This window comes from Kocuria sp. KSNUG, from assembly GCF_049532735.1.
GTDB lineage: Bacteria > Actinomycetota > Actinomycetes > Actinomycetales > Micrococcaceae > Kocuria > Kocuria rhizophila.
Genome location: NZ_CP150981.1, coordinates 2,033,595 through 2,054,268, shown reverse-complemented (window position 1 = coordinate 2,054,268; position 20,674 = coordinate 2,033,595). Strand labels below are relative to the sequence as shown.

Below are 20,674 nucleotides of genomic sequence, written 5' to 3'. Positions count from 1 at the left end.
GCGGCGTTGTCAGCCCTGCGCGTGGCTCGTTGCTCCGCCCAGACGCAGGAACGCGAGTCGCCCGGTCTTGCCCGGCAGGTCGATGGCCGGGCCGAGCTCGAAGCCGGTGGCCTCCAGTCGGGCCAGCGCGCGGTCGTTGGACACGTCCGGTTCGGCGACGATCCGCCGGGCAGTCCCGTGGCGGGCGATCTGCTCGAGAACGAGCCGTCCGAAGGCCCCGGTGAGCCCGGGAGTGCGGTGCTCCGTGGGAGCCAGCAGCACGTGGATCCCGAGGTCCCCGGGTTCCACCCGGTAGGCCGCGCCCACGGGATCGGCGTGCGGCTCGTAGCTCTGGAAGATCCCGGCGGGGGCGCCGTCGAGCTCCAGGAGCCACGCGTGGTGGGTGGGGGAGTCGGCCAGGTAGCCGTAGATCTCCGCGACCTGCTCACGGCTGAGGCCGGTCATGCCCCAGAAGCGCGCGCGGGCTGCGCTGACCCACTCGTGGATCACGGCGGCGTCGTGCGCGGGATCCACCGGGCGCAGACGTGCGTGCGGCCCGGAGGCGCGGTCTGCCGGGTCCTGCGCACTTCCGGGAAGCGTGCCCAGGTCGATCACGCCGCCCGGGGTGCCCACGGCGCCCGCCGGGACGAACGGCAGGGCCTGGTCCACCTCGCCGCGGGACCACCGGTGCACGGGAGCCTCGCCCCGCTGGCCGCGGTCCACGGGGTCGGGGGTGATCCACCACGACGCCGCCGGGTCCGCGAGGTCCCACAGCACCCGGGCCGCGGGCACGCGCAGGCACGCGGGGCCCGCACCGGGCAGGGTGCCGGCGGCGAGCAGGCAGTCGGTGTCCCCGCCCACCGGCACGGGAGCGGCCGGGGTCATGGCGGGGTCGGCGCGCCACGGGCTGAACGCGTGCAGGGTTCCCCACGGCGGCAGCACGGACCCGGCGGGCCCGAGGTGCTCCTGGGCCACCCGTTCCACGGCGGCCAGCGCGCACCCGGTCACGTCCACACCCAGCGCCGGTGCGCGGCGCACGATGTTCTCCACGGCGAGTCCTACGCGCCCGGTGCCGTCCAGGAACGGATCCCACAGGGCGGGCATGCCCGTGGGGCCGGTGAGCGCGGACAGCTCTGTGCCCGCCACGAGTTCCTGCACGAAGGCGTCGCGCCACACCGCGAACCACGAGGCCGTGGTGGAGCCGGCGGCCATGTCCCCGTCCCACGCGAGCAGCCGGGCGCGCACCCAGGAGGCCGTGTGGGAGAGCCGTCGCTCGGGCGCACCGGGGCGGGCCGCACCGGGCGAGTCGGGGGCCGGTGAGGCGACGGCGTGCGAGTCCTCGGCGGACCTCCCCTCCGTGGACCGCACTGGCTCCACGAAGAGACTCCGCAGCAGCCGCGGCCAGTGCGGCGCGGTGGTGTCCAGCTGCGCGGCCAGCAGGTCCTCGTGGCGGATGCTCCCGTGCTCCGCGAGCACGGAGTCCAGCAGGGCGGTGGCACGGTCCGCGCGGTGCGGGGAGGCGCACGCGAGCCGCGCCGCCGAGCCTTCGGCGTCCGACGGGCGCTGGTTCGCCCGCACCGTGATCCCGTGCAGCGCCCGGGGCGGTTCCGCTGCCCCGAGGAACGACCCGGCCACCGTGTGACGGCACGCACCGTCCGTATCCGCGGCAAGGACGTCGTTGCAGGGCACCGCCCACCCGGACTGCGCGGCCATCACGTCGTCCGCGGTGCGCGCGCCGAGCAGCTCCCGGCACGCGGCGAGCGCCCGGGAGGGCACCGGCACGGGGGCGGGGGAGACCACGGTGACGGTTGCGGAGGAGCCGGGGGCGGCGTCGTCGAGCAGGGACTCCTCAGCCTCGGTGCCCGGCAGCACGAAGCCGGCCGCGCAGGAGCGCACGGTGATGGTGAGCTCCACACCGTCGCGGGCTCGCAGCACGGCGCGGCGGGCCGCGAGAGGTTCGCCCGTGTCCAGGACGCGCCAGGCACCGTCCCGGGCCTCGACGGGCAGCTCGGTGAGCGTCTCGGTCACGGTCATGGCGGCGGTGATCGCCCACGCGGCCGTCTCGGTGCGCCCGAAGTGCGGCACACCCGGCAGCCCCACGAGGGCCAGACCGCGCACGCGGAGCCCCGGGGCGGAGAGGCACACGGGCTGGTAGGGACCGGACTCCTCGACGATCCGGTGGGGATCCGCCGCGAGCAGCGGCGCGCCGCTCACGGACAGCTCCCCGGGGACGAGCCACGCACTGGAGCCGGCGGCCGCGGGGGACTCGGCGTCCAGCACGGGAACCCACGCCTCGCCGAGCACGCGCCGCACGCGGCGTCGCCACAGCTGCTCGGGGAGGCTGCCGGTGAGCAGGTGGGTGTCCAGGTGCACCGCGATCGGTGTCCACGGATCCCACGCGCGCACGGGATCCTGGGCCAGACCCGCCTCGCGCACCTCGGGGGTGTCGGCCCAGACCTGCGCCAGTGCCTCGGAGATCCCGCGGGCGTACGCGGCGAAGAACTCTCGGTCCGCCGGCGACGCCGCCTCCCACCAGCGCCGCGCGGTGCCCACCACGTCCGCGGCAAGGCTCAGCGCGTCCGCGTCGAACGCGTCCGGACCCAGCAGCTCGGCGGAGCGGGCCTCGGCCCGGCGGCGCAGCACCTCGACGTGCCATGCACGGTCCAGGCCGGTGACGTACCCGTGGCCGTGAGCCAGTGCGGTGGGATCATCGGACTGGACGTGCGGCACTCCGGCGGGGTCGCGGACGACGCGCCATCCCGGTCCCTCGATCATCGAACTCCTCCTCGGGTGCGCTCGCGGAACGTGGCCAGCGGATTCTCCAGCCGGCCGGCATAGGTCAGGGACTCCGACTGGTTCGCCAGGTCCACCATCTGCTGCGGGTTGCGCAGCTGCAGCCGGTTCAGGCACGAGTGCGCGAAGCTCTCCCGGAACAGCTCCAGCTCCCGCCAGTGCTCGGGGAACCGCTCGCGGTGCTCGTCCAGGGCCTGCGCGGCGATCCGCCAGAACTGCGTCTCCTCCAGGATCCCGGTGGTGTGCAGCAGCACGGCCAGGTGGCGCAGCACGCCGTCGAGCACGTCCGTGTGGACGGCCAGCTCGCGCTCCTGAGGGTCCGTGACGGCGCGGACGCGCTCGATCTCCGCGGGCAGGGGCCGGTCGCTGAGCACCGCGACCTCCTCGCCCAGGTCCTTCCAGAACGCCCCCACGGGAAAGCCGTCCCGCAGCCGCAGGATCACGTTCTCACTGTGGGGCATCATCGCCGTGTCCTGGGACAGCAGCAGGTGGGCCACGGGCACGAGGTACACGTCCAGCAGCGCACGGACCCAGTCCTGCGCCGGGACTCCCGAGCGCTCGATCCACGCCCCGGCCAGCGGACGCCCCGCACGGTCCGTGTGCAGCACCCCCGCCAGGCTCGCGGCGTGCTCGTCCGGTGCCAGCAGGGGCAGCGGGGACTCGCGCCACAGCGCGGCCAGCTGCTTGGTGTGGTCCGAGCGCACCCCGCTGCGGTGGTGCGCGTCCCCGGTGTAGCCCACCGACGCGTGCTCCCGCAGCACCCGGATGCCCCGCTCCCGAAGGAACGGGTCCTCCTGCGTGATTGCGTGCAGCCAGTCGCTGATCGCGGGCATCGCGCGCATGTAGGCGGGGGACAGGCCCCTCAGGAAGCCCATGCTGTGCACGCCCATCGCGGTCTTGGCGTAGTCCCGGTGCGGGTCGGTCACGTCCAGGAACGTGCGCAGGGACTGCTGCGCCCGCCAGAGGTGGTCACCCTCACCCAGCAGCACCAGGTCCCTGCGCAGCACGTCCGGGAGCATCCCCGGCAGGATCCGGTGCTCCCACTGCCACGGGTGCACGGGGATCACGGTGTAGTCGTCCGGGTCCTCACCGGTGTCGCGGAGCACCGCGCGGAAGCGCTCGCGCTCGCCGGCCGTGAGGTGACGGCTCACGTGCTCCTCGTGGTCCAGCTCCGTGCCCAGGGCCACGGTGCACAGGGACCGGCGCGCGGCCAGCCACGTCAGCGGGGTGGGCTCGGCTGCCTCCGGCGCCCAGGCCTCCGCCTCCGCAGCACCCATGCCCACGCGGCCCGAGCTCGCGACGAACCCCGGGTGCCCGCGGTCCAGGAAACGCTCCACCTCGGGCAGCTCGCTGCGGGCCAGCTCCGCCGCGGTGGGCGCGGGAGCCGCGCGACGCCGCGCCATCGAGAACATCGTGGCGGAGAGGTCCTCCAGGTACAGCGGCAGCATCTCGTCACTGAGCCCCAGCACGTCCCTGAGGTCCAGCACGGCCTGCTGGGCGTCCGGCGCGGTGCCGCCCGCCGTCCGGTCGTCCGCGGATGCGGGCACGACGCCGCCCGGTCCCGGCGCCGCCGAGGTCGCAGCACCGCTGTCGCCGGGGCAGACGCCCGGTGCGGGCTGCGGGTCGATGCGGTGCACCGAGTCCGGGTCCACCTCCCAGTGCTCGAGGGGGTGCCGGGTGGCCTCGAAGTACCAGCGCGGGGCGCCCGAGGCGTCCGCCACCGTCCACCCGTCTCCGCAGGGTTCGGGGGTCAGCATCCGCTCGTGGCTGAACTCGGAGAACATCTTGGCGAGCACGTCCCGTTGCAGGGTCTGTGCCTGCTCCCGGCTCAGCGCGGGAGCGTCCGTGGGGTGCGGCGTCGCGCGCCGGAGCTGGTGGGTGGTGTCCTGCGGCTCGGTGGCACCGCTCATCGGGTCACCTCCGTGGTGTCGTGGTCGGCGCGGGTACGAGCGGCTGGCGCGGGGTGCGGGTTCCGCTCCCCGCCGTCCTGGGCCTGTGACGCGTCGGTACCGGCGGCAGGTGGCCGCGGGCCGGTGTCGCGCCGGGGACCGGACCCCGACGCCTCCGGGACGGACACGGCCCCGGGGAGGTCGCGGGCGTCGTCGTGCTCCCCGTCCTTCCAGGGTGCGGGGTCCGCGCGGTCGACGACGCTCACGCACGCCGTCTTGCCCGGCAGCGGGCACTCGCCGACCTCCCGGAACCCGGCCCATCGGTTGATCGCGCGGATCCTCTCGTTGCGCAGGTCCGGCTCCACGAGCACCCGTTGCACCGACGGGTCCGAGAACAGGAACCGGAGGGCCGCGGCCATGACGGCGCGCGTGGTGCCGGGCACGGGGCGGGTGGAGGGGGCGACGAAGAGGTGCAGACCGGCGTCGCCGTCGCGCACGGGCCAGACCGCGGCGAGCGGGCTGCGGGCGGGGTCGTACGTCTCGAGCAGGGCCAGCGGCTCGCCGTGCTCGCTCACGAGCCAGGCGTCCTCACCGGGAGCCGCGGCCATCCGGCGGTACTCGCGCGCGACCTCCTCCGGGGCCGCTCCCACGAGCTCCCACGCGTGGGCGCGCGGCGCGCTGAGCCACGCGTGGAGCAGCGGCAGGTCCGCGTCCACGTCCACCGGCCGCAGCGAGAACGTGCGCCCCTGCGTGTGGAGCGTCAGGGCGCCGTCGTGCCACCGGGAGGGGTCCACCCGGGGGACGGAGGGGGCCTGCGGGATCATCCCGAAGCTCTGGAACGTGGTGTGCGCCTCGGTCGCGTAGGGCTCCCGGCCCGTCACGTGCGCCAGGACGTGCGCGTTGCGCAGCGCACCCATGCCCAGGTCCGGTGCGGTGAGGGCGTGCGTGTGCTCGCCGTGGTTGAGCACGTGCACGGTGCCGTCCGCACTGGCTCTGTGGTGGCGCTCGGGGCTCAGCCGCCCCGCGGAGTCCAGGCAGAGCTGCTCGCGCACCGGCTCGAGCCAGTCCAGGGCTGCCGGGCGGTAGCCGGTGGCGGCCACCACGGCGTCCGTGACCGTCTCCCGCACCCGGTGGTTCTCGGTGCTGCGCCACTGCAGGACCGTGCGCCCGCCCTCGTGCCACGCGCCCGTGAGCTCGGTGGCCGCCACGAGCCGCACGGGTGCGGCACGGGGATCACCCCGGCGGACGTAGAGGGCCTCGTGGACCGCCTCGATCGTGTCGTCGGAGATCCCCCGGTGCAGCTGCGGCTGGGACGCGTTGAGCCGGTCCCGCTCGGCCTCCGGCAGGGACCGGAAGTGGTCCAGGTAGTCCGGGGAGGTCAGCTCCAGGGAGAGCTTGGAGTACTCCATGGGGTAGAAGCGCGGCGAGCGCGTGATCCAGTCCACGGCGGGACCGTCCGGGGTGGCGAGCAGGTCCAGGAACACCTCTGCCGCGGACTGGCCCGAGCCCACCACGCTCACGTGCCCCCGGCTCACCAGGTCCTCGCGCCGCGCGAGGTACTCACCGGCGTGCACCGTGGATCCGGAGACCTCCGTGAGCTGCGCGGGCAGCTGCGGAACCGTCCCGGTGCCCACCACGAGGTGACGGGTCCACCACGCGTGGCGCTCGCCGTGCGCCTCGACCTCCACGCGCCACGGGCCCTCCCCGGCCGGCCGGGTGACCTCCACGACCCGGTGGCCCCAGTGCACGCCGCGCACCCGCTCGGCGGCCCAGCGGCAGTATGCGTTGTAGTCCCGCCGCAGCGGGTAGAAGGACTCCCTCACGTAGAACGGGTACAGCTGGTTCGTCTCCTTGAGCCACTGCAGGAACGAGAAGCGGGACGTGGGATCCGCCATGGTCACCAGGTCCGCGAGGAACGGGACCTGCAGGGTGGCGTCCTCGAAGAGCAGCCCGGGGTGCCAGTTGAAGCCCTCGGCGGCGTCCAGGAACGCGGCGCGCACATCGGGCAGGGGATCGGCCAGGCACGCCAGGCCCAGACCGAACGGGCCCACCCCCACGCACAGCAGGTCCAGGGGGTTCTCCGGGGTGCCCCGGTCCGTGGTCGCTGCGGGGCGGGGCGTGGTGGGAGCGGTGTGTCGGGGGGTCATGCGCAGGCCTTTCCGGTGTGCTCGCGGGTCAGCAGGGACAGGGCGGTCTCGTGGACCAGGTCCAGGACCGCCCGGACGTCCTCGTCGGTGGTCTCGGGGTTCAGCAGGGTGAGCTTCAGGCACGGGCGGCCCTCGATCTCGGTCTCGGCAACGGTGGCGCGGCCGGTGTCCCACACGGCGCGGCGGATCGCGCGGACCCAGCGGTCGGGGTCCTCGGGCCCGTCCTCCCGGGCCGGGGGCTGCCACCGGAAGAGCACCGTGCTCAGGGACGGCTCGCACACCAGCTCAAAGTGGGGGTCCTCCCGCAGGGCGTCCGCCGTGCGCGCGGCGAGGTCGATCACGGTGTCCAGCAGCCGTCCGATCGCGTCCGGGCCCAGGGTGCGCAGCGTGACCCACAGCTTGAGCGCGTCGAAGCGGCGGGTGGTCTGCAGGGAGCGGTCCACCTGGTTGGGCTCGGGGGTGTCCGCGGGGTTGAGGTACGCGGCGTGGTGCGTGCAGTGGCGCAGCGTGCTCCCGTCCCGCACGACCACCGCGGAGCAGCTGACCGGCTGGAACCAGGTCTTGTGGAAGTCCACCGTGACGGAGTCCGCGCCCTCGATCCCCGCGAGCCGGTCCCGGTGGGCGGGGGAGGCCAGCAGTCCTCCGCCGTAGGCGGCGTCCACGTGGAGCCAGATCCGCTGCGCCGTGCACAGCTCGGCGAGCTCGGGCAGGGGGTCGATGACCCCGCGGTCCGTGGTCCCCGCCGTGGCCACCACGGCCATGGGAGTCAGCGACTGCGACTCGAGGTCGGCGACCACGCGCCGCAGGGCGGACACGGACAGCCTGCCGCGGTCGTCCACGGGCACGGGGACCACGCAGTCGTCGTCCAGGCCGAGCACGTGCGCCGCGGTGACCACGGAGAAGTGGCTCTCCGTGCTCGCCAGGATCCGCAACGACGCCGCCCGCACCGGTCGCGGGGCCGCTCCCGGAACGAGCGCGGAGCGTTCGAGGCACTCGTCGCGGGCCAGCATCAAGGCCTGCAGGTTGGAGGTGGTGCCGCCCGGGGTGAACATGCCGTCGGCGCCCTCGGGGAAGCCGATGCGCCCGGCGGTCCACGCGAGCAGCCGCCGCTCCATGACGGTGGCGGCCTTGGACTGGTCCCACGTGTCCAGGGACACGTTGACCGCTGTGGCCAGTGTCTCGGCGGCCACCGCGGGAACCGCCACCGGACAGTTGAGGTGGGCCAGGGTGCGCGGGTGGTGGAACCACACGGCGTGGCGCAGCCACGTGCGGTCCAGCTCGTCCACGGCGGCGTCGAAGTCCCGCAGGGGCGAGTCGAGGTCCACGTGCGCAAGCTCCGTCGCGATCTGCGCGTGGGATGCCGGCTCGTGGGGCTGCTCGGCCGAGGCCATGCGTGCGGCGCCGGCGGCCGCGGCCGTGGTGACGTCCCTCACGAGGTCGGCGACGGTGTCCTGGTGCAGAAGGGGTGAGCTCATGAAACGTGGCTTCTTTCCGTGGGGTGCACTCGTCGGGCGTAATAGGATACGAATGGGTAACCTATTCCACGACAGGTTAGGCTAACCTAAGAAGAAGTCGATGTGTACTCGCGCCCCCGGCAGCGGGAGAGAACGGGATGGACACCCTCCGTCCTCCGGTCGGGGCACCTGGCCCACGGGGCCCACGGGTGCGCACCGTTCCAGAACCCCGCACCGACACACCAGCCGATCAAGGAGAACCACCCCCATGCCCCACTGGGAACGACTGGCCGTGCGCGCGCTCGGGGCCTCGGAGACCGTGCTGAGCGTGGTCGCCCGCGAGGACGTGAGCGACACCTACACGCGCATCACCGTGCGGGACGAGGGCTTCCTGGCCCGGCACACCCCGTTCCCCACGCTGTGGCTGCGGCTGTGGTTCACCTCCGAGGGCAGGGACCACCAGCGGGCGTTCACCGTGATCAACCCCCGCCCGGAGCGGGGCCTGTTCGACATGGAGTTCGCCCTGCACGAGGGCGCGGCCTCCGACTGGGCCCGCACGTGCACCCCCGGGGACACCATCCGGGCCTCGCTGCTGGGCAGCACCCCGCCGTGGCAGCCCAAGCGGGCGCCGCGCCGCGCCTCCGCGGAGTCCCCCTCGCCGTCGCTCGACACCGCCTTCACCGGCCGCACCGTCATCGTGGGGGACCCGGCAAGCCTGCCCGCGGTCAACGCGATGCTCCCCGCCCTGGAGTCCCAGGACGTGGAGGTGTGGTTCGGCTACCGCAACCCGCAGGACGAGAACCTCCCGCTCGACGCCGCACCCCACCACACGGTGCGCCGGGTGCGCCACGAGGGGGAGGGCTCCACCATGGCGGATGCCGTCCTCGCGGACTGGGACACCCGCCGTCCCACGGCACAGGACCGGTTCTGGATCGCCGTGGAGGCCTCCGAGAACCGCCGGCTGAGCACCACCCTGCGGACCCACTACGGGGTTCCGCGCACCCACATCGACGCCACCGCCTACTGGAGGAACGCATGAGCACCCTGACAGCCCCCGAGCCCGTGGCAGCGGTGCGTTCCGGGAACCGACCCTTCTGGCTGCTGCTGTGGGCGCTGTACACCACGCAGTTCATCGGGGCGTCGTTCCTCTCCACCGGGCTGGTGGGCATCCTGCGGGACGGCGGCACGGACCTCGGGACCCTGGGCATGCTGCAGCTGCTCGCGCTCGTGTGGCCGCTGAAGTTCCTGTGGGCGCCCCTGCTGGACCGCTGGTCCCCGGCGCGCTCGCGTGGGCACTACCGCACCTGGCTGCTGGTGCTGCAGCCGCTCATGGTGCTGTCCCTGCTGGCCATGGCGGTGTTCTCGGACCCCCAGGACGGCCTCGGTGTGATCATCCTGCTGGCCGCGGCCTTCGTGCTGTTCTCCGCCACCCAGGACATCGCCGCGGACGCCCTGTCCGTGCGCGGACTCGAGCCCGAGCAGCACGATCTCGGTGCGGGCGTCCAGGTGGGGGCCAGCTACATCGGCACCGTGGTGGGCGGCGGCCTCGCGCTGCTCGTCTACGACGCGTGGGGCTGGCGTGCGGCGGTCGTGATGCTCGCGGCCTGCACCGCGGTGGCCATGGTCCCCGTGCTGCGCCACCGGGAGCAGGAGTACGCGCCCGTGGAGGCGCGGCCCGCGGCCCTGTCCCGGATGTTCGGCGTACTGTCCGTGCCGGGTGGGAAGCGCTGGGCGCTCGTGGCCGTTCCGCTCGTGGCCCTCGGTTCGGCGGCCGTGTGGTCGCTCGTCACGCCCGCGCTCGTGGACGCCGGGTGGTCCCTGGGTTTCATCGGCACCGTGACCTCGGTGATCGCCGCGGCTCCCGCCCTCGCGGCAGCCCTGATGGGTGGTCGACTGTGCCGCACCCGTGGCCGCGGCACCACCCTGCTGATCGGGGCGGCCATCCAGCTCTTCGGCGGGCTCTGCTTCATCCCCGTGGTCTGGTCCGGGGCGGAGCTCGCCCACGGGATGCAGGTGCTGCTGGGGATCGTGGGCGCGTGCTGCGTGCTCGCGGGCTACACGGTGATGAACACCGGCATCTACGCGGTCAACCTGGGCATCGCCCGCCCCGGTCACGCGGGCGCGGACTTCACCCTGCTGAGCTCGATCTCCATGCTGGGCGGCACCATCGGCGCCTCGGCGGGGCTGTTCATCGCCGGCGCCGGGGGCTACGGCACCGCCCTGGTCTTCGGGCTGGCCGTGGCCGTGGCCGGCGTGGTGGCGTGCCGCACCCACCCGCTGCTCTCCGCGAGGCGCTGACCGACGCCGCACCCGCCCGCGCCGCTGCTGGCCCACCGTGCGCGGGCCGCACTCCAGGAGGGGTGTGTGCGGGCCGCACCCCAGGAGGGGGTGTGCTCGCGCGGCACTGCTGGCGGCCGGCCCCGCGCGGGCCGCACCGCGGTGGAGCGTTTCCCGCACCGTACGAACGACGACGCCGCAGGGTCACCCCTGCGGCGTCGTCGTGCTGTGCGCGGTGCAACTCAGTGGAACTCGGGAAGCCGCATCATGCCCTCCTGCACGGTGGTGGCGATCATGGTGCCGTCCCGCGTGAACATCTTCCCGATGGACAGCCCGCGCGCGGAGGACGCGCTCGGGGAGGTCTGGGTGTAGAGGATCCACTCGTCCGCGCGCGCGAAGCGGTGCCACCACATGGCGTGGTCCAGGGAGGCCACGTTCATGCCGCGCTCGCCCCAGGAGCGGCCGTGGCGGCGCAGGATGGGCTCCATCATCGTGTAGTCGGACACGTACGCCAGGGCGGCGCGGTGGATCTGCGGGTCGTCCGGAAGCGGCGCGAGCGCCTTGACCCACACGGCGTTGTAGGAGTCCTGCGCGCCCTGCCACGGCAGGAACAGCGGCTCGGTGATGTAGCGCATGTCGAACGGGCGCTCGAACGCCTGGGCGCGCGCCTCGGGGATGTCCAGCGCGCCCAGGGTCTCCCGCAGGGACGGCAGGGTCTCCGGGTCCGGGACGTTCTCCGGCATCCGGTCCTGGTGCTCCAGGCCCTCGGCGGGCTCCTGGAAGGACGCGATCATGGACAGGATGGTCTTGCCCTCCTGGTACGCGTGGATGCGGCGCGCGGAGAAGGAGCGCCCGTCCCGCACGCGCTCCACGCCGAACGTGATGGGCAGCTCGATGTCCCCGCCGCGCAGGAAGTACGCGTGCAGCGAGTGGATCGCCCGGCCCGGGTCCACGGTGCGCATGGCCGCCATCGAGGCCTGCGCGAGCACCTGCCCTCCGTACACGCGGGCGCGGGGGGTGGTGATGGTGCGTCCCACGAAGATGTCCTCCGTGGTGCGCGCACCGCCGCCGTCGGCGAGATCGAGCATGCGGATGAGGGCTTCCACGGGGTCTTGCGTCGGATCCAAAGTCATGGGCCCACTCTAAACCGGGCGGTGGATGTGGTGTGATGGACGCATGACTTCCCTCGACGTCCCCGTGCAGATGCGATTCTTCGACCAGGACCAGTACGGCCACATCAACAACGTGACCATGCTGCGCTACTTCGAGGACGCCCGCGTGCGGCTCACCGCCTCGCCGATCGCGAAGGACCCGGACCACGGGATCCCCGAGGACACCACGTTCCGGGAGTCCGTGGGGGAGCTGCGCACGGTGGTGGCCCACCAGAGCGTGGACTACAAGGAGCAGCTGTTCTTCCGCATGGACCCGGTGTACGTGCGCACATGGATCTCGCGCATTGGCGGATCCTCGTTCACCATCTCCTACCGGCTGCAGGAGGAGGACGGCTCCCACGTGTACGCGGAGGGGGAGTCCGTGATCGTGGTGATGGATCCGGAGTCGGGCAGGAGCGTGAAGCTCTCCGAGGACCACCGCGCGCTGCTGGCCTCGCTCGAGGACGACGTCAAGTACTCCCACGGGCAATGAGCGCCCCCCGAGATCCCGGCGCGGCGGGCTTCGCGCTGCTCGACCGGCAGGACGCCGCGGACCTGGCCACCTACCTGAGCCGCGCCCGCTCCGTGGACCCGCAGGCGGCAGTCCGGCTGCAGGGCCTGGACCGCGTGCTCGCGGTGTGGGTCTCGGTGGTCCACCCCGCAGGACTGCTGGACACCGCGCCCGTGGTGCTGGGGCTGCGGACCATGCAACTGGCGGAGTCAACGGTGCTGGACCTCACCGTGGCGGCGTCGGCGGTCACGGACCGGCTGGCGCGGGTCGCGGGCGAGCCCCCGGCCGCCGGCGAGGAGGCGGTGTGGCTCAGCGCCCCGCCGCAGCAGGTCTCGGCCGCGTGGGCCGGGATCGTGGCACCGCGCACCGGCTGGAGCGCCGTGGGCTCCGTGGCGGCCCACCGCGCGCACGAGGTGGCCCGGCGGGGGATCCAGACCGTGGCAGACACCGTCCCGGCGGACTCCGGCGCGGCCGTGGTGCAGAAGGTGCGCTCCCGTGTGTGGGGCGCGTCCTCGGACTGGGGCCCGTTGGACGGCCCGGAGATTCCTGACGGCGCCGCCTTCGCCCTGGACGTGCTGGGCTTCCTCCCGTCCTCGGAACCCGTGGTGCGGGTGGCCGTGGAGCAGACGGGACAGTGGGCCCGGCTGAGCACCGGGGCGGGTCACGTGCTCGTCAAGCTGCCCCGCTGAGCCGCCCACCGCGCCAGGCGGAGCACACGCGAGCGGGCCGCGCTCGGGAGCAGTTCCCGGGCGCGGCCAGCTTCGCTGTGCCGGGCGGCCGTGGGGCCGGCCCGGTCGAGGAGTCACCCGGATCTCAGCCCGGACGGTTCACCATGGCGTGGGCGGCGCGGTCGAAGTAGTCCCACATGATGCCGTCGTGCAGCGGTGACAGCTCCAGGGTGTCCATGGCCGCGCGCATGTGCCGCAGCCAGGTCTCCCGCGCCCACGTGTCCACGGGGAACGGTGCGTGGCGCATGCGCAGCCGGGGGTGGCCCCGCTGCTCCGAGTACGTGGTGGGCCCGCCCCAGTACTGCTCCAGGAACATCCGCAGCCGCTCCTCGGCCGGGCCCAGGTCCTGCTCCGGGTACAGGGCCTTGAACTCCGGGTCCTCGGCCACGCGCGCGTAGAACTCGCGGGTGAGCTTCTCGAACGTCTCGTGCCCGCCCACCTGCGCGTAGAAGGAGTCCGACGACGCCGCCTCGGCCGCCTCCCGGGCGTCCCCCACCTGCTGCGGTGGCTGGGTCACGGACGGCCCGGCGGACCGGGAGCCGACCGCTCCGAGGGTGAACGTGCGCCGTCCGCTCGGGGCGGCCGCGTCCGGGGACAGCGGTCCGGGAGTGGAAGGATGCGGTTCCCCTGCGGGGTCGGGGTCCGGGCTCACCGCTCGGAGTCCGAACCGTCGGTCGGACGCTCGGCCCGGGCGGCGGCGTCGACCTGCTGTGCGCGGACACCGCGGCGGGCGGCGTCCTGACGTTCCAGCACGATCCGGCGCAGACCGCTGTGGGCGGGGTCCAGCCCGTCCAGGAACTGCTGGGCGGCGTCCACGGTGTCCGGCGTGGCGCTGCGGGGGAAGAGCCCCACGGCGATCTGCTGGGCCAGCTCGTGGGTGCGCTCCCGCCACACGCTGGTGACCTCCGCGAAGTAGCGGGAGGCGTACGGGGTGAGCAGGGCGTCGTCGTGCACCCGGAAGAAGCCGGCGATCGCGGCCTGCTGCTGGGAGTTGGGCAGGGCGCCCTGCTCCACGACCAGCCGCCAGGTCTCGGCCTTGGCCTCGGGGGTGGGCACGGCGGCGCGGGCGGTGGCGGCGGCGATCGCGCCGGTCTCGGTGTTGTCCTCGCGCAGGGCCGCCTCGATCTCGTCAGTTCCGGCGCGGCCCGCGGCCACGAGCGACGTGAGCACCGCCCACCGGGTGTCGGTGTCCAGCTCGACGCCCTCGGGCACGCCCTCGCCGCGGGAGAAGCCTGCCACGCGGTCGACCTGCGCCTCGGTGCAGGCGCGGCGCAGGAACGCGCGGAAGGACTGCCACTGGTGGTCGGAGCCCGCCGCAGACGCTGCCGTGAGGTCCCACAGGGTGTCCGCGGCCCGTGCGCGCACCTCGTCCGCGTGGTCCGGGGCGAGGTAGCGGTCCAGGGCGGTGTCCAGCTGGCGCAGCTGCACCTGCACGGCCGTGGAGTCGGTCTCGTGGCCCACGTTGGAGAGCACCAGGTCCACGTAGTCGCTCGCGGGGCTCACGCCGTCGTGAACGGAGTCCCAGGCCGCGGCCCACACGAGCGAGCGGGGCAGGGACTCCTCGAAGTCCCCGAGGTGGGTCATGGCGGTGGCCAGGGAGCACTCGTCCAGGCGGATCTTGGCGTAGGCGAGGTCGTCGTCGTTGAGCAGCACCAGGTCCGGGCGCTCACGGCCCACGAGCTGGGGGACCTCGGTGAGCTCGCCGTCCACGTCCAGCTCCACACGGAACGTGCGGGTGAGCCGTCCGGTGTCCTCGTGGTGGTCGTAGAAGCCCACGGCCACGCGGTGGGGCCGAAGGGTGGGGTGGCCCTCCTGGCCGATCTGCTCAATCGCGAAGGAGGTGATCACGCCGTCGTCGTCGGTCTCCACGCGGGGGACCAGCGTGTTCACCCCGGCGGTCTCGAGCCAGCGCTCGGACCAGTCGGTCAGGTCCCGCCCGCTCGCGGCCTCGAGCTCCACCATGAGGTCGGAGAGCTCGGTGTTGGACCACGCGTGCTTGTCGAAGTACCGCTTGAGCCCGGCCATGAACTCCTTCTGGCCCACCCACGCGACCAGCTGCTTGAGCACGGAGGCGCCCTTGGCGTAGGTGATGCCGTCGAAGTTCACGAGCACGGCCTCGAGGTCCGGGATCTCAGCCTTGATGGGGTGCGTGGTGGGCAGCTGGTCCTGCGCGTAGCCCCAGGACTTCTCCCCGGCCACGAACGTGGTCCAGGCGTTGGTGTACTGCGTGTTCTGCGCGCACGCCAGGGTGGACATGTACTCCGCGAAGGACTCGTTGAGCCACAGGTCGTTCCACCAGCGCATGGTCACCAGGTCCCCGAACCACATGTGCGCGAGCTCGTGGAGCACGGTGATGGCGCGGCGCTCCACGAGCGCCTGGGCCGGCTTGGAGCGGAAGATGTAGGACTCCACGAACGTCACCGCACCCGCGTTCTCCATGGCACCCGCGTTGAACTGGGGCACGAAGAGCTGGTCGTACTTCTCGAACGGGTAGGGGGTGTCGAACTGGGACTCGAAGAACTCGAAGCCCTGCTTGGTGACCTCGAACATCTCCTCGGCGTCCATGTGCTCGAACAGGGAGCGCCGCGCGTACAGACCCAGCTCGATGGTGCGGCCGTCGGAGGAGACCAGGCCGTCGTGGGTGCTGAGGTACGGGCCGGCGATCAGCGCGGTCACGTAGCAGGACATCACGGGGGTGGGGGAGAAGTCCCACCGGGCCACACCCTCGGAGACCGCCACGGGCTCGGGGCTGGGCTGGTTGGATACCACGGCCCACTCCGCCGGGGCGGTCACGCAGAACTGGAACGTGGCCTTCAGGTCCGGCTGCTCGAACACCGGGAACATCCGGCGCGTGTCCGCGACCTCGAACTGCGAGTAGAGGTACACCTGACCGTCGGCGGGGTCCACGAAGCGGTGCAGGCCCTCGCCCGTGTTCATGTAGTACATGGTGGACTCGACCACCAGCTCGTTCTGCGCCGCGAGCCCCGGGAGCTGGATGCGCTCGCCGTCGCTGACCTCGGCGGGGTCGAGGGCCGCGCCGTTGAGGGTGACGGACTCCACCGAGGTGGTGATGGCGTCGATGAACGTGCTCGTCCCCTGCTCGGCGGTGAACGCCACCGTGGTGCGCGCGCGGAAGGTCCGGGGATCCTCGGTGAGGTCCAGCTCCACTCGGTACGACTGCACCGAGACGACCTTGGCGCGCTCGGCGGCCTCCGCTCGGGTCAGGTTGGTTCCGGGCACGACGGCGTTCCTCTCCTCGACGACAAGTCCATGCGCACGCGGCGCATTCAGTCATTATGACAGCCGCCACACGTCCCGCTCGACCTCTTGACGGTGCGCACCGCTCCACCCGGGGGCGCGGGGCACGAGTCCGCGCACGGGAGTGTCTGCGACGACCGGGCGCGGCGTCGTGGCCCGCGCCCTCGGCGCTACAGTGGGGGTCACCACCGACCCGCGGCCGTTGCACGGCCGCGCCCATCGAGCCAGGAGTTGCTGACACCCATGCGCGTGCACATCGCCACCGACCACGCCGGCCTCGAGCTCTCGCACCACCTCATGGAGAAGCTCACCGAGCACGGGTACGAGATGATCGACCACGGACCGGTGGAGTACGACGCCGCGGACGACTACCCCGCGTTCTGCATCAGCGCCGCCCTGGGCGTCAAGGAGGACCGGGAGAACGGCCTCGACTCCCTGGGGATCGTGCTGGGTGGTTCCGGCAACGGTGAGCAGATGGCGGCCAACACGGTGGAGGGCATCCGTGCCGCCCTCGTGTGGAACCAGGACACCGCCAAGCTCGCGCGCGCGCACAACGACGCCCAGGTGATGGCGCTCGGCGGTCGTCAGCACGAGTTCGAGGAGGCCCTCGGGCTCGCCCTCACCTTCCTCGCGGAGCCGTTCTCGGGCGACGAGCGCCACGTCCGCCGGATCGCCCAGCTGGGCGAGTACGAGCGCACCGGGGACATCGCGGGCACGCTGTCCGCGGTCACCACGCGCCCCTTCACCGCGAACTGAGCGGGGTCCGCACCGGTGCCCGAGGGCCACTCCGTCCACCGTCTCGCGCGCCAGCTGGCCGATCTCTTCGAGGGTCAGCAGCTGCGTGTGAGCAGCCCGCAGGGTCGCTTCTCCGCGGGTGCCGCGCTGCTCGACGGCCGTGTGCTGACGCGTTCGAGGGCCCACGGCAAGCACCTCTACCTGGACCTCGCCGCGCCGGATGACCCCTCGGACGTCCTCGTGCTGCGCTCGCACCTGGGCATCTACGGCGCGTGGAGCTTTGCGGGGGACGAGACGTTCGCGGCGGCGTCCTCGATCGGCGCACCGCGCCGGCTGGGGGAGCGCGAGAGCGGCTCCGCGGCGGCAACCGTGCAGTACGACGACGCCGGGCGGGTGGTCCCCGACGCCCCCGTGGGTGCGGTGCGGGTACGGCTCGCGGGGGAGCACGGCTGGGCGGATCTGCGCGGCCCCGCACTGTGCGTGGCCGAGACCCCCGAGGAGGCCGGCGCGGCGGAGGCGAAGCTCGGTCCGGACCCGCTGGATCCGCAGGCGGACCCCGAGCCGTTCGTCGCGGCCGCGGGGAGGTCCCGACGGCCCATCGGGGTGCTGCTCATGGAGCAGCACGTGGTGGCGGGGATCGGCAACATCTTCCGGGCCGAGTCCCTCTTCCGCCGCGGGGTGGATCCCGTGGCCCCCGGCACCTCGCTCACGCGCGAGGACCTGCTGGGGCTGTGGGAGGAGAACGTGGAGCTCATGGCGGTGGGCGTGCGGGTGGGCAGGATCATCACCACGGACCCCGCGGACCGTCCCGGGGTGTCCGAGGCCGAGGCCTGGCCCGAGCACGCGAACTACGTCTACCACCGTCACGGGAAGCCGTGCCTGCGGTGCGGGGCCACCGTGCTGAAGAAGGACCTCAACGGCCGGGGGCTGTACTGGTGCCCGAGCTGCCAGGCCTGAGTCCGGGCAGGTCCGGGACCCGGGGGCGGGGGACGCGCGGGGACCCGGGGAGGTGCGCGGGCGCGGTGCGGTGACCGTGCGGCGTCGCCGGAATGCGGAGAACCCCGCAGCGCCGGGCGCTGCGGGGTTCTCCGAGGGTCTGGAGGGGGCGACGGGAATCGAACCCGCGTAGCCAGTTTGGAAGACTGGGGCTCTACCATTGAGCTACGCCCCCGGTGACGTGAAAAGAGTACACGAGGCCCTCCCCGCCTTCCACTCGCCCGCAGTCCCGGGCCCCGATTTCCGGGCGTGGCCCCGCGACACGATAGAGTGGAACGTTGTCGGCCCGCTGCACGTGGTCCGGCGCCCTCGTCCCGCGCTCGCGCGGGATCCCGCGGCCCGCCCGGCGAGCACGCGACCACGGGGTGTAGCGCAGTGGCTAGCGCGCCTGCTTTGGGAGCAGGAGATCGCAGGTTCGAGTCCTGTCACCCCGACGTCTGGGCCCCGCAGCACCCGTGCTGCGGAGCCCGTCGACCCACCGGACCGACCCCGGTCCGTTGCCGTAAGCACCCAACGACCCCAGGAGTACAGCGGAAGTGAAGAGCGCCGTCGAGAAACTCAACCCCACCGAGGCGAAGATCACGATTGACATCGCGTACGCGGATCTGAAGCCCTTCGTGCAGGAGACCTACAAGGAGCTGGCCAACCAGATCCAGATCCCCGGCTTCCGCAAGGGCAAGACGCCCTCCAAGCTCATCGACCAGCGCGTGGGCTTCGACTTCGTGGTGGAGAACGCCCTGAACGAGGGCCTCAACAACTTCTACCAGCAGGCCCTCTCGGAGAACGAGCTGACCCCGCTCTCCCAGCCGCAGGTGGAGGTGCTCTCCAAGCCCGAGGAGAACGACCGCGAGGCCGACACCAAGGTGGAGATCTCCGTGGCCATCCGCCCCGAGATCGAGCTGCCCGACTACAAGGGCCTCGAGGTCGAGGTGGAGGCCCGCGAGGCCACCGCCGAGGACGAGCAGAAGGCCCTCGACGAGCTGCGCGCCCGCTTCGGCACCCTGAAGTCCGTGGACCGCCCCACCGCCGAGGGTGACCACGTGACCCTGGACCTGCAGGCCCTGGTGGACGGCGACGAGGTCGACGCCGCCAACGACCTCTCCTACGAGGTGGGCTCCGGCACCATGCTCGAGGGCATCGACGAGGCCGTGACCGGTCTCTCCGCCGGCGAGGACGCCACCTTCGAGACCACCCTGGCCGGCGGCGAGCACTCCGGCGCCGAGGCCACCGTGAAGGTCAAGGTCACCGCCGTCAAGGAGCGCGAGCTGCCCGAGGCCGACGACGAGTTCGCCCAGCTGGCCTCCGAGTTCGACACCATCGCCGAGCTCAAGGAGGACCTGAAGAAGCAGGCCGCCGAGTCCGCCGTGGTGGAGCAGGGCATCGAGGCCCGCGACAAGGTCCTGGACAAGCTCGTGGAGCTCATCGAGGTCCCCGTGCCCGAGAAGGTCATCGAGGACCAGATCTCCCAGCACTTCGACTCCGAGCAGGCCCAGGCCTCCGCGGAGCCGGGCCACGACACCGAGGAGCACCGCGCCGAGGTCCGCAAGAACGCGGAGACCGCGTTCCGCAACGAGATCATCCTGGACGCCGTGGCCGAGGCCGAAGAGGTCGGCGTGGAGCAGTCCGAGCTGATCGACTACATCATCTCCATGTCCCAGCAGTACGGCATGGACCCGAACCAGTTCGCGCAGATGCTCGACGGTTCCGGCCAGGCCGGGATGATGGTGGGCGAGGTCCGCCGCCGCAAGGCGCTGGCCAAGGTCCTGGAGACCGCCAAGGTCACCGACACCAAGGGCAACACCGTGGACCTGTCCTCCTTCGTGGGCACCGCGGACGAGGACGCCGAGGCCTCCGACAGCGAGTGATCCTCCCCTCCGCCCCGGCGGAGCACGCGTAAGACGACGCCGCGGCCGCCCCTTCACCGGGGGCGGCCGCGGCGTTTCGCCGTGGGCGTGCCACCATGCGCCACCAGCGAACAGCCCCGGGAACAGGGGGTGGGCGGACACGGTGAGCACTACGCTTCTGACTCAGGAAATGTACGTGGGCCCCGCGCTCGTCCGGCGAGCCGCGGCGACCCTTCCAGAAGAAAGAGGGCATTCATGACCTCCACTCCCCACCAGCCGTACGGTGCCGCACCGGCCTCTCCGCGCATGGAGGACATGGCGCCGGGCGGTCAGGACGACTACGTCTACAACCGTCTGCTCAAGGAGCGCATCATCTGGCTGGGCTCCGAGGTGCGCGACACCAACGCCAACCTCATCTGCTCCCAGATGCTGCTGCTCTCCGCCGAGGACCCGGAGGCGGACATCTTCCTCTACATCAACTCCCCGGGCGGCTCCGTGACCGCGGGCATGGCCATCTACGACACCATGCAGCTGATCCCCAACGACGTGGTCACCGTGGCCACCGGCCTGGCGGCGTCCATGGGGCAGTTCCTGCTCTCCTCCGGGGCCAAGGGCAAGCGCTACGCGACCCCCAACGCCCGCATCCTCATGCACCAGCCCTCGGGTGGCATGGGCGGCACGGCCTCGGACATCCGCGTCCAGGCGGAGCTGATCCTCTCCATGAAGCAGCGCCTCGCGGAGCTCACCGCCGAGCAGACCGGGCAGACGCTCGAGACCATCCTGCGCGACAACGACCGCGACAACTGGTTCGACGCCCAGCGCGCCCTGGAGTACGGCTTCTTCGACCACATCGCGCAGTCCGCGAGCAACGTGACCGGCGGCGGCGGCACCATGAAGGACGCGCAGTAGTCG

General features: G+C 72.7%; 15 protein-coding genes and 2 tRNA genes. 9 read left to right on the top strand and 8 right to left on the bottom strand.

Annotated elements, in window-relative coordinates; translation table 11 throughout:
- Positions 1–9 precede the first annotated feature (9 nt).
- From AABM36_RS08945 to AABM36_RS08930, 4 genes are read right to left on the bottom strand one after another with little or no spacing between them, the layout of a single operon-like run.
- A complete protein-coding gene (locus AABM36_RS08945; RefSeq protein WP_423445873.1) occupies positions 10–2,754 on the bottom strand; it encodes a GNAT family N-acetyltransferase in 2,745 nt (914 codons plus the stop codon).
- Entirely contained in the window at positions 2,751–4,682 is a 1,932-nt protein-coding gene (locus tag AABM36_RS08940) for an IucA/IucC family protein (RefSeq protein ID WP_423445871.1), read from the bottom strand. The genes AABM36_RS08945 and AABM36_RS08940 overlap by 4 nt, the downstream gene beginning before the upstream one ends.
- Positions 4,679–6,808, bottom strand: a complete 2,130-nt coding sequence (locus AABM36_RS08935; RefSeq protein WP_423445869.1) for a GNAT family N-acetyltransferase — start codon at positions 6,806–6,808, stop codon at positions 4,679–4,681. The genes AABM36_RS08940 and AABM36_RS08935 overlap by 4 nt, the downstream gene beginning before the upstream one ends.
- Positions 6,805–8,283: a pyridoxal phosphate-dependent decarboxylase family protein gene (locus AABM36_RS08930; protein WP_423445867.1), complete on the bottom strand. Its 1,479-nt coding sequence runs from the start codon at positions 8,281–8,283 to the stop codon at positions 6,805–6,807. Before AABM36_RS08930 ends, AABM36_RS08935 begins: the two co-directional genes overlap by 4 nt.
- Before the next feature lie 247 nt (positions 8,284–8,530).
- On the opposite strand from AABM36_RS08930, the gene AABM36_RS08925 reads away from it, so the two are divergent.
- Both AABM36_RS08925 and AABM36_RS08920 read left to right on the top strand, forming a co-directional pair.
- Positions 8,531–9,301, top strand: a complete 771-nt coding sequence (locus AABM36_RS08925) for a siderophore-interacting protein (RefSeq protein WP_121240884.1) — start codon at positions 8,531–8,533, stop codon at positions 9,299–9,301.
- Positions 9,298–10,560: an MFS transporter gene (locus AABM36_RS08920; protein WP_121240882.1), complete on the top strand. Its 1,263-nt coding sequence runs from the start codon at positions 9,298–9,300 to the stop codon at positions 10,558–10,560. The genes AABM36_RS08925 and AABM36_RS08920 overlap by 4 nt, the downstream gene beginning before the upstream one ends.
- A gap of 221 nt (positions 10,561–10,781) precedes the next feature.
- Here AABM36_RS08920 and AABM36_RS08915 read toward each other — a convergent pair whose 3' ends face one another.
- Positions 10,782–11,672: an acyl-CoA thioesterase gene (locus AABM36_RS08915; protein ID WP_121240880.1), complete on the bottom strand. Its 891-nt coding sequence runs from the start codon at positions 11,670–11,672 to the stop codon at positions 10,782–10,784.
- A 43-nt stretch (positions 11,673–11,715) separates the two neighbouring features.
- Here AABM36_RS08915 and AABM36_RS08910 point away from each other — a divergent pair, with 43 nt between their 5' ends.
- Together AABM36_RS08910 and AABM36_RS08905 are read left to right on the top strand one after the other, a co-directional pair.
- Positions 11,716–12,183 carry an acyl-CoA thioesterase gene (locus AABM36_RS08910; protein ID WP_121240878.1) on the top strand — a complete coding sequence of 156 codons (468 nt, stop codon included), beginning with the start codon at positions 11,716–11,718 and terminating at the stop codon, positions 12,181–12,183.
- Complete coding sequence (locus tag AABM36_RS08905; protein WP_121240877.1) at positions 12,180–12,890, top strand: hypothetical protein; 711 nt, start codon at positions 12,180–12,182, stop codon at positions 12,888–12,890. The genes AABM36_RS08910 and AABM36_RS08905 overlap by 4 nt, the downstream gene beginning before the upstream one ends.
- A gap of 124 nt (positions 12,891–13,014) precedes the next feature.
- On the opposite strand, the gene AABM36_RS08900 is transcribed toward AABM36_RS08905, so the two are convergent.
- Together AABM36_RS08900 and pepN are read right to left on the bottom strand one after the other, a co-directional pair.
- Positions 13,015–13,446, bottom strand: coding sequence for a globin (locus AABM36_RS08900; protein WP_423445863.1), 432 nt, complete (start codon positions 13,444–13,446; stop codon positions 13,015–13,017).
- A 131-nt stretch (positions 13,447–13,577) separates the two neighbouring features.
- Positions 13,578–16,169, bottom strand: a complete 2,592-nt coding sequence (pepN, locus tag AABM36_RS08895) for an aminopeptidase N (protein WP_121240875.1) — start codon at positions 16,167–16,169, stop codon at positions 13,578–13,580.
- A gap of 261 nt (positions 16,170–16,430) precedes the next feature.
- Between pepN and AABM36_RS08890 the strand changes: the two genes are divergently transcribed.
- Together AABM36_RS08890 and AABM36_RS08885 are read left to right on the top strand one after the other, a co-directional pair.
- Entirely contained in the window at positions 16,431–16,943 is a 513-nt protein-coding gene (locus AABM36_RS08890; RefSeq protein ID WP_121240873.1) for a ribose-5-phosphate isomerase, read from the top strand.
- Between the two features lie 15 nt (positions 16,944–16,958).
- Positions 16,959–17,879 (top strand): DNA-formamidopyrimidine glycosylase family protein, encoded by a 921-nt coding sequence (locus AABM36_RS08885; protein ID WP_121240871.1) that lies wholly within the window; start codon positions 16,959–16,961, stop codon positions 17,877–17,879.
- A 140-nt stretch (positions 17,880–18,019) separates the two neighbouring features.
- Here the strand turns inward: AABM36_RS08885 and AABM36_RS08880 are convergent.
- Positions 18,020–18,093, bottom strand: a tRNA-Gly gene (locus tag AABM36_RS08880).
- Positions 18,094–18,279: 186 nt separating this feature from the next.
- Between AABM36_RS08880 and AABM36_RS08875 the strand changes: the two genes are divergently transcribed.
- The 3 genes from AABM36_RS08875 (at position 18,280) to AABM36_RS08865 (ending at position 20,671) form a co-directional block, all read left to right on the top strand.
- Positions 18,280–18,352 (top strand) — tRNA-Pro (locus tag AABM36_RS08875).
- A 102-nt stretch (positions 18,353–18,454) separates the two neighbouring features.
- Positions 18,455–19,783, top strand: a complete 1,329-nt coding sequence (gene tig / locus AABM36_RS08870) for a trigger factor (RefSeq protein WP_121240869.1) — start codon at positions 18,455–18,457, stop codon at positions 19,781–19,783.
- A gap of 234 nt (positions 19,784–20,017) precedes the next feature.
- A complete protein-coding gene (locus AABM36_RS08865; RefSeq protein ID WP_121240867.1) occupies positions 20,018–20,671 on the top strand; it encodes an ATP-dependent Clp protease proteolytic subunit in 654 nt (217 codons plus the stop codon).
- The last annotated feature ends 3 nt before the right edge of the window (positions 20,672–20,674 follow it).

Bases quoted from the DNA above. Each gene is read 5' to 3' on its own strand.
- AABM36_RS08945 (WP_423445873.1), bottom strand. From the start codon at position 2,754: ATGATCGAGGGACCGGGATGGCGCGTCGTCCGCGACCCCGCCGGAGTG.
- AABM36_RS08940 (WP_423445871.1), bottom strand. From the start codon at position 4,682: ATGAGCGGTGCCACCGAGCCGCAGGACACCACCCACCAGCTCCGGCGC.
- AABM36_RS08935 (WP_423445869.1), bottom strand. From the start codon at position 6,808: ATGACCCCCCGACACACCGCTCCCACCACGCCCCGCCCCGCAGCGACC.
- AABM36_RS08930 (WP_423445867.1), bottom strand. From the start codon at position 8,283: ATGAGCTCACCCCTTCTGCACCAGGACACCGTCGCCGACCTCGTGAGG.
- AABM36_RS08925 (WP_121240884.1), top strand. From the start codon at position 8,531: ATGCCCCACTGGGAACGACTGGCCGTGCGCGCGCTCGGGGCCTCGGAG.
- AABM36_RS08920 (WP_121240882.1), top strand. From the start codon at position 9,298: ATGAGCACCCTGACAGCCCCCGAGCCCGTGGCAGCGGTGCGTTCCGGG.
- AABM36_RS08915 (WP_121240880.1), bottom strand. From the start codon at position 11,672: ATGACTTTGGATCCGACGCAAGACCCCGTGGAAGCCCTCATCCGCATG.
- AABM36_RS08910 (WP_121240878.1), top strand. From the start codon at position 11,716: ATGACTTCCCTCGACGTCCCCGTGCAGATGCGATTCTTCGACCAGGAC.
- AABM36_RS08905 (WP_121240877.1), top strand. From the start codon at position 12,180: ATGAGCGCCCCCCGAGATCCCGGCGCGGCGGGCTTCGCGCTGCTCGAC.
- AABM36_RS08890 (WP_121240873.1), top strand. From the start codon at position 16,431: ATGCGCGTGCACATCGCCACCGACCACGCCGGCCTCGAGCTCTCGCAC.
- AABM36_RS08865 (WP_121240867.1), top strand. From the start codon at position 20,018: ATGACCTCCACTCCCCACCAGCCGTACGGTGCCGCACCGGCCTCTCCG.